Annotated in this window: 13 protein-coding genes and 1 CRISPR repeat array; of the genes, 10 read left to right on the plus strand and 3 right to left on the minus strand. The window is 42.5% G+C overall.

Going from position 1 to position 12,389, the window contains the following annotated elements; translation table 11 throughout:
* Positions 1-4 precede the first annotated feature (4 nt).
* Complete coding sequence (gene larC / locus A4S05_RS09700) at positions 5-1,285, minus strand: nickel pincer cofactor biosynthesis protein LarC (protein WP_069069622.1); 1,281 nt, start codon at positions 1,283-1,285, stop codon at positions 5-7.
* Between the two features lie 87 nt (positions 1,286-1,372).
* Between larC and A4S05_RS09705 the strand changes: the two genes are divergently transcribed.
* From A4S05_RS09705 to A4S05_RS09715, 3 genes are all read left to right on the plus strand, one after another.
* Complete coding sequence (locus tag A4S05_RS09705) at positions 1,373-2,032, plus strand: L-threonylcarbamoyladenylate synthase (protein ID WP_069069623.1); 660 nt, start codon at positions 1,373-1,375, stop codon at positions 2,030-2,032.
* A gap of 466 nt (positions 2,033-2,498) precedes the next feature.
* A complete protein-coding gene (locus A4S05_RS09710) occupies positions 2,499-3,719 on the plus strand; it encodes a HetZ-related protein (RefSeq protein ID WP_069069624.1) in 1,221 nt (406 codons plus the stop codon).
* Between the two features lie 282 nt (positions 3,720-4,001).
* The gene (locus A4S05_RS09715) at positions 4,002-4,484 is read left to right on the plus strand and encodes a PD-(D/E)XK nuclease superfamily protein (protein WP_069069625.1); all 483 of its coding nucleotides are present in this window, start codon (positions 4,002-4,004) and stop codon (positions 4,482-4,484) included.
* On the opposite strand, the gene A4S05_RS09720 is transcribed toward A4S05_RS09715, so the two are convergent.
* The gene (locus A4S05_RS09720; RefSeq protein WP_069069626.1) at positions 4,481-5,308 is read right to left on the minus strand and encodes a DNA adenine methylase; all 828 of its coding nucleotides are present in this window, start codon (positions 5,306-5,308) and stop codon (positions 4,481-4,483) included. The genes A4S05_RS09715 and A4S05_RS09720 overlap by 4 nt on opposite strands.
* A gap of 165 nt (positions 5,309-5,473) precedes the next feature.
* Here A4S05_RS09720 and A4S05_RS38745 point away from each other — a divergent pair, with 165 nt between their 5' ends.
* The 3 genes from A4S05_RS38745 to A4S05_RS09730 all read left to right on the plus strand — a co-directional run bounded on the left by A4S05_RS38745 (position 5,474) and on the right by A4S05_RS09730 (position 7,086).
* Positions 5,474-5,680: a DUF751 family protein gene (locus A4S05_RS38745; RefSeq protein WP_084227060.1), complete on the plus strand. Its 207-nt coding sequence runs from the start codon at positions 5,474-5,476 to the stop codon at positions 5,678-5,680.
* 123 nt (positions 5,681-5,803) lie between these two features.
* The gene (gene rbfA / locus A4S05_RS09725; protein WP_069069627.1) at positions 5,804-6,223 is read left to right on the plus strand and encodes a 30S ribosome-binding factor RbfA; all 420 of its coding nucleotides are present in this window, start codon (positions 5,804-5,806) and stop codon (positions 6,221-6,223) included.
* A gap of 563 nt (positions 6,224-6,786) precedes the next feature.
* A complete protein-coding gene (locus A4S05_RS09730) occupies positions 6,787-7,086 on the plus strand; it encodes a hypothetical protein (protein WP_069069628.1) in 300 nt (99 codons plus the stop codon).
* A gap of 378 nt (positions 7,087-7,464) precedes the next feature.
* A CRISPR array of direct repeats spans positions 7,465-8,441; the repeat unit is 37 nt; unit sequence ATTGCAATTCAACAAAATCCCTATTAGGGATTGAAAC.
* Positions 8,442-8,587: 146 nt separating this feature from the next.
* Here A4S05_RS09730 and A4S05_RS09740 read toward each other — a convergent pair.
* Positions 8,588-8,938 (minus strand): ArsR/SmtB family transcription factor, encoded by a 351-nt coding sequence (locus A4S05_RS09740; RefSeq protein ID WP_069069630.1) that lies wholly within the window; start codon positions 8,936-8,938, stop codon positions 8,588-8,590.
* A gap of 80 nt (positions 8,939-9,018) precedes the next feature.
* Between A4S05_RS09740 and trxA the strand changes: the two genes are divergently transcribed.
* The 4 genes from trxA (at position 9,019) to A4S05_RS09760 (ending at position 12,360) form a co-directional block, all read left to right on the plus strand.
* Positions 9,019-9,342 carry a thioredoxin gene (gene trxA / locus A4S05_RS09745; protein ID WP_012412473.1) on the plus strand — a complete coding sequence of 108 codons (324 nt, stop codon included), beginning with the start codon at positions 9,019-9,021 and terminating at the stop codon, positions 9,340-9,342.
* A gap of 134 nt (positions 9,343-9,476) precedes the next feature.
* The gene (locus A4S05_RS09750) at positions 9,477-10,271 is read left to right on the plus strand and encodes an SDR family NAD(P)-dependent oxidoreductase (protein ID WP_069069631.1); all 795 of its coding nucleotides are present in this window, start codon (positions 9,477-9,479) and stop codon (positions 10,269-10,271) included.
* A gap of 101 nt (positions 10,272-10,372) precedes the next feature.
* On the plus strand, positions 10,373-11,485 hold the full coding sequence (locus A4S05_RS09755) for an alkene reductase (RefSeq protein WP_069069632.1): 1,113 nt from the start codon (positions 10,373-10,375) through the stop codon (positions 11,483-11,485).
* A gap of 209 nt (positions 11,486-11,694) precedes the next feature.
* The gene (locus A4S05_RS09760) at positions 11,695-12,360 is read left to right on the plus strand and encodes a nitroreductase family protein (protein WP_069069633.1); all 666 of its coding nucleotides are present in this window, start codon (positions 11,695-11,697) and stop codon (positions 12,358-12,360) included.
* Positions 12,361-12,389: the final 29 nt, after the last annotated feature.

The raw sequence follows: 12,389 nt of genomic DNA on the forward strand, positions 1-12,389 counted from the left end.
TGTATCAGTTATTGACTAAATACCAACGCTGTAGCGCCAGCCGTTGAATTTCGCGCCAGGGAATATTATGTTTTCGGGCTAAGTCTGCACAATCTTCATATTCTGGCTGCACATTTGCAATAACTTTTTCTGGTGATTGTCCTTTCCATGCTATCTTGACGCGCACTTTGCCATATTCCGTTTCAACTTGTTGAATTTCCCGTTGTAAAATGGCGCGTTGCTGAGTTGTTCGCCGAATGCCCAAAGTCGTGGTTTCGCGAAATAAAACCGCTTCACAACTGAGTAAATTTTCTGGATGACAAATCACAGTCAATAAAATTCCTGGACGTGACTTTTTCATGCCGATCGCTTGGGTAAAAACATCCAGCGCACCAGCCGCAAACAACGCCTCAAAAACATAGCCGATCGCTTGCGGATTTAAATCATCAATTTGGGTTTCTAGTACTGAGATGGTTTCTAAATTTGAGCTAGTATCTTCAGAATCGCTGAAATTTGATTGCAAGCTTGTGCTTTCACCCAACCAGAGGCGTAAAATATTTGGAATGGCTAAATTTATGGTTCCTGCTCCCAGTCCTATTTGCTTGATAGCGATCGCGGGTGGTGACCCAAAATCTCTTGCCAAAGTAGTAGCGATCGCGGCTCCTGTTGGTGTCACCAGTTCTCTGTCAATGCCATTGCTATAAACTGGACAACTCCGCATTTCCCACAGCTTTAATACTGCTGGTACTGGTACCGCCATCTGACCATGTGCAGCCCAAACAGTTCCGCCACCAGTCGGAAACGCCGAGCAGTAAAGTAATGGCAATCCTTCCTCATTGCTCTCAATCCCCAACCAATCCAACCCCAGGCAAGTACCCACAATATCTACGATCGCATCTATAGCACCCACCTCATGAAAATGAACTTTTTCAGGCGAAATACCATGCACCGCCCCTTCTGCGACTGCTAGCTGTCGGAATACCGCCAAACTCCAAGCTTCTGCCCGTGGTGGCAACCCCGCTTTGAGAATCATCTGCTCTATTTCTGGCAAGTGGCGTGTGTGATGGTGACTGTGTTCGTGATCATGATGATGGTGATGATCATGTACTAAATCCACATGGACTTTAGTCGCCTGCTGACCATTCCGTTGGACAAATTCCGCCCTTAACTGATATTCCTTTTCAATACCCAACCCATTGAGTTTTTCAATTAAATACTCGACAGGAACACCCAAGCTGACCAAAGCACCCAGGCACATATCACCAGAAATTCCTGTCGGACATTGAAGATAAGCGATTTTATTCATAATAAATTAGTCATTAGTCATTAGTCATTAGTCATTTGTTAAGAGTTAGTAACTCTCACCCAGTCCCCAATCCCCAATCCCCGTCCTATGGCAAAAATTTTCTCAGTTCATCCGGATAATCCTCAAATTCGCCGAATAGAGGAAATAAAGTCGGCGCTCTCTAGTGGCGCAGTTATGCTTTACCCTACTGATACAGTCTATGCGATCGGTTGTGATTTGAATGCCAAGTCGGCGGTAGAACGAGTGCGGCAAATTAAAAAGCTAGCAAATGATAAACCATTGACATTTTTATGTCCCTCGCTTTCAAATGTGGCAACTTATGCCTTCGTAAGTGACACAGCCTATCGAATTATGAAACGCCTGATTCCGGGTTCATACACGTTTTTGCTCCCAGCGACTAAGTTAGTACCGCGATTGGTGCAAAGCCCCAAGCGGAAAACTACTGGAATTAGAGTACCAAACCATACTGTGTGTTTGGAGTTGCTGGCAGCCTTGGGCAATCCGATTATTTCAACTTCAGCACATCTGCCACCAGATGAAGCAGATAATGGCATGATTCGGATAGATCCAGAAATTGTTCAGTCGCGGGTAGAGCTATTTGACCGTTTGGACAAGTTGGTAGACATAATTGTAGACACTGGCGAGGAACCTACTTATGAAGTATCTACCATCTTGGATATGACGGGAGACGAAGCAGTGATTATACGGAGGGGTTTAGGTTGGGAAACAGCAGCAGCATGGGTATAATAATTCCGGGACTGGGGATTGGGTATTGGGTACTGGGGAAAAAATTCTTTATCCCCAGTCCCTAGTCCCCAGCCCCTATTTCACAGGCGCACCTCTCCGTTTCGGAAATTGTGATAAAAACGACTCCAGTTTTAAAATTGTCATATTTAAAGGCGATATCTTCGGTGTCGCAGTGGATATAACAGGATGGTGACAACAGTTTGTACAGCAAGGTATTTGACAACTTGGAGAAAATGGCGGGTATTCGTGTGTCAGTGTCAATTATGATGGCTTGTGAACAAACCGACACATTGTCATAACTGTAACTCTTTCGTATTTCCTATAGTTTGATATATGAGCTTTAGATGTGAGCATTATATGCGGCAAGTCTTGATGGATGAATGCCCAAAGATTCTCCAGTCAAGGATGGTCTTGATTGCTGTGTCTGCGTTGTAATTACGGTGCAATACTACTACCTGGAAAAATCATGAAAGCTAACGTCGTCAATCTACCAAACTCTACACCCATTTTTGATAACCACGTTTCGACTGAAGAATTTTCAGATAGCAGCAGTGATACTTTAATTGAGTTGCTGTGTGAGGAAATGCAAACGCAAGTGAAAGCAACACCCAAGTGTGTAGAAGCTTTAGCCAAGCGCATAGCCGTAGAAGTAGAACGCATTTGCGATAAAAGCTCCCGTATCCAAACATCTGGGGAAATCAAGTCCTGGCAGATTACGTTGGGAAGGCATCGGATGCAAAAATGCTTACGTTACTACCAACTAGGTTCCAAACAAGGGCGGGTGGAATTACATAGCAATTTGGGTGCGATGGTTTATCGTCATGTAACTATATCTGGTTCTGAGTTGGGTTTTGAGGCTCGTTACAGCCTGATTGAAGATTTTTTACAAGCATTTTATATCGAAGCTATCAAAGCTTTCCGCAGAGAAAACGAACTACCTGACGATCACACGCCGCGGACTCAGCTGCAATTAGCTGAATACATGGCGTTTACAGAACAGTATGCTAAACGCCGGATCAATTTACCTGGTGGTGCAAATCAGCAATTAATTATCTTGCGGGCCCAAGGTTTTGCTCGTCGTCAGCCCCAAGAAACTACCGTGGATATTGAAATGGCGGTAGAGTCTGCTAAGGGTGAAGAAGCAGAATCTTACCAGCGTAACTCGGCGGTGCAACAGCTGCGATCGCAGATGATTGCCCAAACTAATTTCGATCCATCTGAAGAGTCAGAACGCGATCGCGTCATCACTGAATTGATGAAATATCTGGAGTCTCAAGGTCAATCTGATTGTATGAACTACCTCAGTCTGAAACTTCAAGACCTCTCAGCCCCAGAAATTGACCAAATTCTCGGTTTAACTAGCCGTCAGCGCGATTATCTCCAACAACGGTTTAAATACCACGTAGAAAAATTTGCCAAACAACACCACTGGCAATTAGTACATCAATGGTTAGGTGCGGGTTTAGAGCAAAAATTGGGTTTATCTTCCCAGCAGTGGGAAATCTTTGTGAATCAACTCACAGAACAGCAACAGCAAATATTACAGTTAAAAACTGCCCGACAAAACGACCAAGCGATCGCCAAAGCTATCAAATGCACCCCCAAACAGTTACAAAAGCGCTGGACTCAACTTTTAGAACTAGCATGGGCTATCCGCAATGGTCATACTGAGGCGCAGACAGGTTGAAGCTAAGACCAAATTCAATTCCAGTTATTAGAGAGGTTAAGAGGCAAAAAGAAATGGAATTTTCCTTTTCTTTCATACTTCCTTGAATTAGTAACTCGCCTTATCCACAATTATTAATACATTTGTATTTATTTAGTACAAGGATACTAATTTATTCCTACTTTATACCTAATAAATCTAACCTTGTGCATCCAAAATCAAAAATTTATATAACCTAGCATTTACTCTTGCTTCCAGGGAATCCTAAAATCAGGAAACCTTTTGAAGATAATCAGGATAAAGATGACTCAAGGTGCAAGAGCAGTTACTTCTGGCAATGTCTTAGAAAAAGCTGTAGAAGGGACTTTACTGGGTCATGGATATGTCCAAGTGGGTTTTGATTTACCAAAGAAACAGCGCCTTGGATGTCTTTTAAGCTCAAATAATATACCAAAAAGATATGCAAGGCAGGTTTATATCGGAGCAGGGATTTATGGCAGCTATATATATGTAGACTTTTACATTATTGGTGCTGCATCCATTTCTTCCGGGCTGATTATTGAGTGTAAATGGCAGCAATCGAGCGGATCAGTTGATGAAAAACTTCCTTACCTTAACTTGAATATTCAAAATTGCTATCCTGCACAAGCAGTTGTATTAATTGACGGTGGAGGTATGAAACCGCAAGCCGTATCGTGGTTAGGTAAACAAGTTGGTTTTAATCAAAATCTTCTCTCTGTTTATAATTTAAGTTCATTCATTGCCTGGTCTAACAATAATCTTTAATAGGATGTTACTAGTAATTCTGTGATTTTTCCGCGCTTTTTGGCGTTAGAATTAATTGCCCTAGATGCTGATATAGTGTGGATATTAAAACTGCTGTAAAGGTTGCGAATAAATTCACAATCTGAATTAGATAGCATAACTTTTACTCCACGTTCAGCTAATTTTTCAAATACATCTTTGAGTTGAACTTGCTGATCTTCAACAAATCGATAGCTACTGTAAGCTGTAAAATAGCTAGTTTCACTTACAGGATAGTATGGTGGGTCAAAATAAATAAAGTCATCACTGCTAGTCGCATGATTTAGTACATCAACAAAATCTGCTTGTTGAATTTTTATATGAAAAAGTGCTTCTGAGGCTGCTTTGAGTAAAACCTCAGAACAAATATTGGGATTTTCATATCTGCCTAGAGGCACATTGAATTTCCCCTGTGAATTAACTCGATAAAGACCATTAAAACAAGTCTTATTAAGATAAATTAGACGAGCAGCCTTTTCTATATCAGTACCAACAGAGTTGTTTCTAATACTATAGTAATAATCTTTGTTATGTCGTATTTTATGCTCTTTCAATAGAGAAATTAAATCCTCAACATGATCTCTAACACAACAATAAGTGTTAATTAACTCGGCATTAATATCAGTTAAAATAGCTGCACTTGGTTGGAGATAGAAAAAAACTGCACCACCACCTAAAAATGGCTCATAGTAATTTTTATAACTTTTGGGAAAATAAGGAATATATTGCTGTATCAACCTACTTTTACCCCCAGCCCACTTCAAAAATGGACGCGGGCTAGTTTCTTTGGGGATTTGAATTACCATTTACTTACGATTTAACTGAAAATAATCACGACTAAATAAAGCCAATATAACCGACGAGCCGTATTTTATATTAACTGGCTAATTTTCCAGCCACATATATTACAATTGAGTAGATAAAGCATATCAAAACAAACGTAAGTATATAACAAGGCAGTTTACATTCAGATGTTTGACGGATTTTGGGATAACGTCTTTCGCTACCCCCGGTACTTAATTACTATTGTCTTAGGACTGTTTCTGAACACCTTTGCACCATTAGTGCCACTGTTGAAGCGTCCGGTCACATTGATCGCCCTCTTGGGTTTATTTGTGAGCAGCCTAGTCTTCCTTACTTTCACTCTACGGGCAATGCTGGGCTTAAGTCCAATCTAGACTAGCGCTATATCGGGGCTATGCCCCACAGACGGTTGCTCTTAGCGTTGCTCCCGCTAAGTACTGTCTAACCAACTTGCATCTATTTTTGTCGTACAACCTCTGTGATGAGGCGAAATTTTTATGGCTACAAATCGTCGGGTTTCCCGCGTTGCTGAACTGATCAAACGGGAAGTTAGCCAAATGCTGCTCAACGGCATTAAGGATGACCGTGTGGGTACTGGAATGGTCAGTGTTACTGATGTTGATGTTTCTGGCGATCTCCAACACGCCAAAATCTACGTCAGCATTTATGGTACAGATGAAGCTAAGGAAGAAACAATGGCAGGCTTAAAGTCCGCTACAGGTTTCGTCCGCAGCGAACTTGGGGCGCGGGTACGCCTACGTCGTACACCAGAGGTGATATTTCTCGAAGATCGCTCCATCGAACGCGGTAATAAAGTATTGGCACTACTAAACCAACTTAATCATGACCGTCCTCCAGAAAATCTGGTACTTGTAGAAGACAGCACAGATCAAGATGATGAATCATCTAGTGAATAAGTAACTTAAATAACAATGTAACTTCAGAACAATTAATCTCAGCAAATCCGCCAAACAGTTTACAGACGTGACTAGATCGCGTCTGTTTTAATGTGACCATAACCTACTTCAGCGATCGGTAGTTGCATGTATGGGCTTTCTGTTTGTCTTGGCTTTTGTTTTTACTCTACTGCAATGTGAATTCGACAGCTTATATAGTGTCCATCTAAATGAACCGAATCAAAAGGTTTTATTACGCAAGCCTGTCCTTCTCCGAGTTGGCCACGGTGTACACACAAGTCAAAAAAAGATCAATTTCTCATTGTTCTCTGGTTTATCTCGTTCCTATGCTTTGCATAGGAATGCCTGATTAGAGGCTCTGCTTTTAGTCAAATATTGAGTCAGAGACTCAATGAATGCATTCCCAGTCGGAGACTGGGAACGAGGAACAAAACCCACGGAGGTGGGTTTGAAATTCTTTGAGTCCTTCGTTTGTGTAGCCATGATTTCTAATCGCCTAGTATATTTGAGATGCTCAGTTACCAAACCGATGTACCATACAGATAAGTTTACAAAAATAAACAATGGTAGAACGTCCTATTAAGAAATCGGAACGTCAGTCTCAAGGAAGTACTGATAAGAATTCCGAAAACTCGGATTCTGTAACCCCTATTGAATCCAACCCCAAAAGCTCAAAACCGAGCCGCGATCGCTCCTCTGGTGGAGGGAAAAAATCATCATATAAAGATGAAATTAGGCAGCCTGTGAATCTTGCACTAGCGCGTGGTCCAAAACCCGTTAAACCTCCAGCCGCTAAAGTTAAAACAGAAGAACTTGAAACCGAATCAGAATCAGAATCTACCTCTGAGGAGTCTCAAGACTAACATTAGAAGTGCCGCGTGTGATGTGGGAGGCTATAAAGACTGTGATTTCTGGCTCTGAAGGCAGCGATCGCGCCCCCCATCACCATTAAGTTATTGTGTAGCTTCTCACAGAGTTTTTTTATCTCAATGCGCGGAAGGGTAGGTGTACAAATTTCACATTCCCAAAAAAGTGCTTCTATCTCAACACCAGCAAGCATTTCACCCCGCTAATCTTCCATTGTCATCCGCGCAACTTCTGAAATGCTTACAAAAAGTGGGTTTCAGCTTTCAACTTTTCCCGACACTCTTTCCAAAGAAATTCTCTAATGCTATGATTGCTCTAGATTCGCGCAACCGTACCTTGAAAACTAAATACAGCTTGGCTTTCCGGCTTCTGCCATTGCAATTCAACAAAATCCCTATTAGGGATTGAAACCTTTGGCGAAAATCGTATAACCCCATATTTCCCATTGCAATTCAACAAAATCCCTATTAGGGATTGAAACGATATTCGGGGGATAGGTAACTCGGTTCCGCCATATTGCAATTCAACAAAATCCCTATTAGGGATTGAAACGTGGGTAGAATATTGAGTAATTCTGAGTGAGTTTAATTGCAATTCAACAAAATCCCTATTAGGGATTGAAACTTTCTCGAATTGCTCTCAAAATTCTTTCTACAATATTGCAATTCAACAAAATCCCTATTAGGGATTGAAACGCAATGATTTTTTGACTTCTTTTGACAACAATGTTACTCATTGCAATTCAACAAAATCCCTATTAGGGATTGAAACTTTAGTCCAACGCTCATCTTCAGCCAAAGCGCAGATTGCAATTCAACAAAATCCCTATTAGGGATTGAAACGAAACTTCTCATCTTCAGAGAGAGAATCTAAATGATTGCAATTCAACAAAATCCCTATTAGGGATTGAAACTATCAAATCTTTGAGGTTGATGACTTTTTTAGGCATATTGCAATTCAACAAAATCCCTATTAGGGATTGAAACGTAAGATACGCATCGGCTTGGTAGAAGGTGCTGATTGCAATTCAACAAAATCCCTATTAGGGATTGAAACAGTAACATCACTATATATAGGTATGTCTATAAATTATTGCAATTCAACAAAATCCCTATTAGGGATTGAAACACAAAGAATTGCAAGCGCTTTTAAAAGAAGTGAGAGAGAAATTGCAATTCAACAAAATCCCTATTAGGGATTGAAACGAGAGCAGTTAATCTCCTCCCGAATTTGCTGAATGCGCCATTGCAATTCAACAAAATCCCTATTAGGGATTGAAACTCTGTGTAAAGGCAGGGAAGAAACACTTCAGGAATTGCAATTCAACAAAATCCCTATTAAAAAATAAGAAGATTCTTAAACAGGTAGCGAGTGCTGAGTCATGAGTGCTGAGTGGAGAATCTCACTTTTTCTACTCATCACTGGCTCAACGCCCCGCTACAGCTAACGGAACTCGGAACTATTTTGCCCAATGCCCCATGCCCCATGCCCAATGCCCTAAATCCTTGAAGCTGTTTGTTTAGCACTCGCAGGGACAACAGGCAATGGTTGAGCGGCTTTCAATACCGCATCCAGCAACCCTGGAAACAGCATCTCTAAATCTTCACGCCGCAGGATGTTAATGTGCTGTGTCCCTTCTTTCCGTGTAAAGACCATCCCCGACTCCCGCAAAATCTTGAAGTGATTAGACATGGTAGACTTAGCGATCGCAAAATCAAACCTCGCACAGCATTGTTCTCCCTCAGTCGCCAACAACCGCACAATCTCTAGCCGCACCGGATCGCCCAATGCATACAACACGCCCGGTAAAGAAATATTTTTTCTATCTGGATGATAAAGGAATCTCATAGTTGCATTATCTCATCAGGTGGCATATATTTTTATTATTCGATATTATCGAATAATAGAATTAACTAGGAAGGCAATTTATGTCATCCATTACAAACGTCACAGAAGCCACATTCAAGCAAGAAGTTTTGGAAAGTGAAATTCCGGTCTTAGTGGACTTTTGGGCACCGTGGTGCGGCCCTTGCCGGATGGTCGGCCCAGTCGTCGATGAAGTTGCTGCTGAATACGAAGGACAGGTAAAATTTGTGAAGCTGAACACAGATCAAAATCCTACTGTTGCCAGCCATTATGGAATTCGCAGCATTCCGACGCTGATGGTTTTTAAGGGAGGTCGGCAGGTTGATACTGTCGTAGGGGCAGTCCCAAAAACCACCTTGAATAAGACCTTAGCACAGCATCTTTAATTTAAGTTAAGGGCATAGGGCATAGGGAATTGGGCATTGGGCATTGGGTATCGGACATTTGCTCCTCTGCCCCTCTGCCCCTCTGCTCCCCAGTCCCCTGCTCATTCTGTTTCAACTAACGGGGAAAGAGCGAAATGGATTTGAAATTACAGGGTAAATCCGCACTGGTGAGTGGCTCAACCGCAGGTATTGGTTTTGCGATCGCTCTTGGGCTAGCTCAAGAAGGTGCATCAGTGATTGTCAACGGTCGGTCTGAAGAAAGAGTAACCCAAGCGATCGCCAAAATTCAGCAAAGTATACCCGACGCGAAAGTTTCTGGTGTTGTTGCTGACGCAGCCACCGCATCAGGGGTAGAGAAACTCTTTCAAGAGGTTCCTCACGTTGATATCCTCATAAACAATGTTGGTATTTATGAGCCAAAAACCTTTTTTGATATTACTGATGAAGACTGGTTAAATATATTTGAGGTTAACGTCCTCAGTGGAGTCCGTTTGAGTCGGCAATATCTGCGAAAGCAGCTAGAGCAAAACTGGGGGCGGATAATTTTTATCTCCAGTGAATCTGCTATTCAGATCCCAGTAGAAATGATTCACTATGGCACAACTAAGACAGCGCAACTAGCCATTGCGCGAGGTCTAGCAGAAATGACTATCGGGACTGGAGTCACAGTAAACTCAGTCCTACCAGGGCCAACCCGCTCAGAGGGCGTTGAAGAATTTATCACCAAATTGGCGCAGGAACGTGGTATCAGTCCAACGGAAGTTGAGGCTGAGTTTTTCCAAAATGTGCGTCCAAGTTCCTTAATCAAACGCTTTGCAACTAATGAAGAAGTAGCAGCGATCGTAGTTTATCTTTCTAGTCCCCTAGCATCAGCAACGAATGGTGCAGCTTTGCGGGTAGATGGTGGCGTTATTCGGTCGATTGTTTAGTTACTAGGGACTGGGGACTGGGGACTAGGGACTGGGGGAATAACTATGCCCAATGACAAATGACAAATGACAAATGACAAATAACCAAGGAGATATAACCAATGACAACTGATATCAACTTATTTTCTTCTTACCAATTAGGGAATCTGGAATTACCTAACCGGATAGTGATGGCACCCTTAACCCGAAACAGGGCAAGTCAGGGAAACGTCCCATACGAACTGAATGCTACTTACTACGCTCAACGTGCTTCTGCTGGACTGATTATTGCGGAAGCAACCCAGGTAACTCCTGAAGGACAAGGCTATCCCGCTACACCAGGAATTCATTCATCAGAACAGGTTGAAGGATGGAAGCTAGTAACTGATGCTGTACATCAGGAGGGAGGAAGAATTTTTCTGCAACTATGGCATGTAGGCAGAATTTCTCACCCAGACTTACAACCGAATGGAGCTTTACCTGTGGCACCTTCTGCGATCGCTCCTAAAGGTGAAGCTGCAACCTATGAAGGGCCAAAACCCTTTGTAACTCCCCGTGCTTTAGAAACTTCAGAAATACCCCAGATAGTAGAACAGTACCGTCAGGGAGCGGCAAATGCTCTAGCGGCTGGGTTTGATGGAGTGGAAATTCACTCAGCTAATGGTTATTTAATAGATCAGTTTCTCCGCGATCGCACCAATCAACGTACAGATAAATATGGGGGTTCCATTGAGAATCGGACTCGATTCTTGTTGGAGGTGACGGAGGCAGTAACTAGTGTCTGGGATTCTAATCGGGTAGGAGTACGTTTTTCTCCCAGTGGAACTTTTAACGATATGGGTGATTCCAATCCCCTGGAGACATTCGGTTATGCGGCTCAAGCATTGAACCAGTTTAATTTGGCATATCTGCATCTTTATGAAGCCACAGAAGCAGACATTAGACATGGCGGGATAATTGTACCTACTAGTCACATACGCGATCGCTTTACAGGTACACTCATCGTCAATGGTGGTTATACCCGTGAAAAAGGCGATGCGGTACTGGCAAACAAAGCAGCAGATTTAGTTGCCTTTGGCACATTATTTATATCAAATCCCGATTTACCCCGACGCTTGGCTTTGAATGCACCACTCAATGAGCCAAATCAAGCAACCTTTTATGGTGGCGGTGAAGAAGGATATACAGATTACCCATTTTGGTCGGCTGCTAATGAGGCGGTAGCTAAGGCGTAATGACGCTCCTACGTCGCTAACGCTGCGCTAACGTAATTCGTAATTCGTAATTATGACTTTATGGCTGTGCCTTATGTGGGTGTAGCCAAGTTGTTTGTTCGGAAACAAGAAATAATTTTTATTTTTGTTTCATGAATAAATATATTGGCTTGTATCCTAATTATGAATTACGAATTATTTGGTCATAACTCAACTATCAGGAGAATCTCATGAGTCCTATCACCCAAACCCAACCTTTAGATGTACCGAGTGCGATCGCTAAACGTCGTTCCATCAAAACTTTTAAAACAGACCCTATCGCCCCAGAACTACTCAAGCAACTGGTAGAGTTGACCGTGGCAGCGCCCAGCAGCTTTAATATCCAAGACTGGCAAATTATTCTCGTGCAAGATGAGGCGCAAAAGGCAGCACTAGCAGCAGCATCGTGGAATCAACAGCAAATTGTCCAAGCACCTGTAACCTTTGTGTTTGCGGCCGATCCTAACGCAGGCGAACAAGACTTGACCCCGATTCTGGAGCAGGGACTCCAGACTGGAGCATGGAATGAAAAGACGGTAAACTACTTTAAAACCTCCATCCCGCAATTTCAAGCTGGGCTAGGCGACAAGCGACGTGAATATGCCATCAAAGATGCCATCATTGCCGCTACCCATTTGGTTTTAGCAGCAGAAAGTTTGGGATTATCCACTTGTTTTATGAACGGTTGGATTGAGGATCAGGTAAAGCAAGTAATTGGGGCTGGGGATAATCCAGATTTAGCGATCGCTGTTGTTGTTCCTGTTGGTTATGCAGCCGAACCACGCTTAAATCCCGGTCGTCTGCCATTCTCCTCTAATGTCTCTGTGGATAGAATCGGTAATCCTTATGCAGGGTAAATTTTCCTAAGGAATGAGAATTAAATAAC

The organism is Nostoc sp. KVJ20, assembly GCF_001712795.1.
Classification (GTDB): domain Bacteria; phylum Cyanobacteriota; class Cyanobacteriia; order Cyanobacteriales; family Nostocaceae; genus Nostoc.

Bases quoted from the DNA above. Each gene is read 5' to 3' on its own strand.
- larC (WP_069069622.1), bottom strand. From the start codon at position 1,285: ATGAATAAAATCGCTTATCTTCAATGTCCGACAGGAATTTCTGGTGAT.
- A4S05_RS09705 (WP_069069623.1), top strand. From the start codon at position 1,373: ATGGCAAAAATTTTCTCAGTTCATCCGGATAATCCTCAAATTCGCCGA.
- A4S05_RS09710 (WP_069069624.1), top strand. From the start codon at position 2,499: ATGAAAGCTAACGTCGTCAATCTACCAAACTCTACACCCATTTTTGAT.
- A4S05_RS09715 (WP_069069625.1), top strand. From the start codon at position 4,002: ATGACTCAAGGTGCAAGAGCAGTTACTTCTGGCAATGTCTTAGAAAAA.
- A4S05_RS09720 (WP_069069626.1), bottom strand. From the start codon at position 5,308: ATGGTAATTCAAATCCCCAAAGAAACTAGCCCGCGTCCATTTTTGAAG.
- A4S05_RS38745 (WP_084227060.1), top strand. From the start codon at position 5,474: ATGTTTGACGGATTTTGGGATAACGTCTTTCGCTACCCCCGGTACTTA.
- rbfA (WP_069069627.1), top strand. From the start codon at position 5,804: ATGGCTACAAATCGTCGGGTTTCCCGCGTTGCTGAACTGATCAAACGG.
- A4S05_RS09730 (WP_069069628.1), top strand. From the start codon at position 6,787: ATGGTAGAACGTCCTATTAAGAAATCGGAACGTCAGTCTCAAGGAAGT.
- A4S05_RS09740 (WP_069069630.1), bottom strand. From the start codon at position 8,938: ATGAGATTCCTTTATCATCCAGATAGAAAAAATATTTCTTTACCGGGC.
- trxA (WP_012412473.1), top strand. From the start codon at position 9,019: ATGTCATCCATTACAAACGTCACAGAAGCCACATTCAAGCAAGAAGTT.
- A4S05_RS09750 (WP_069069631.1), top strand. From the start codon at position 9,477: ATGGATTTGAAATTACAGGGTAAATCCGCACTGGTGAGTGGCTCAACC.
- A4S05_RS09755 (WP_069069632.1), top strand. From the start codon at position 10,373: ATGACAACTGATATCAACTTATTTTCTTCTTACCAATTAGGGAATCTG.
- A4S05_RS09760 (WP_069069633.1), top strand. From the start codon at position 11,695: ATGAGTCCTATCACCCAAACCCAACCTTTAGATGTACCGAGTGCGATC.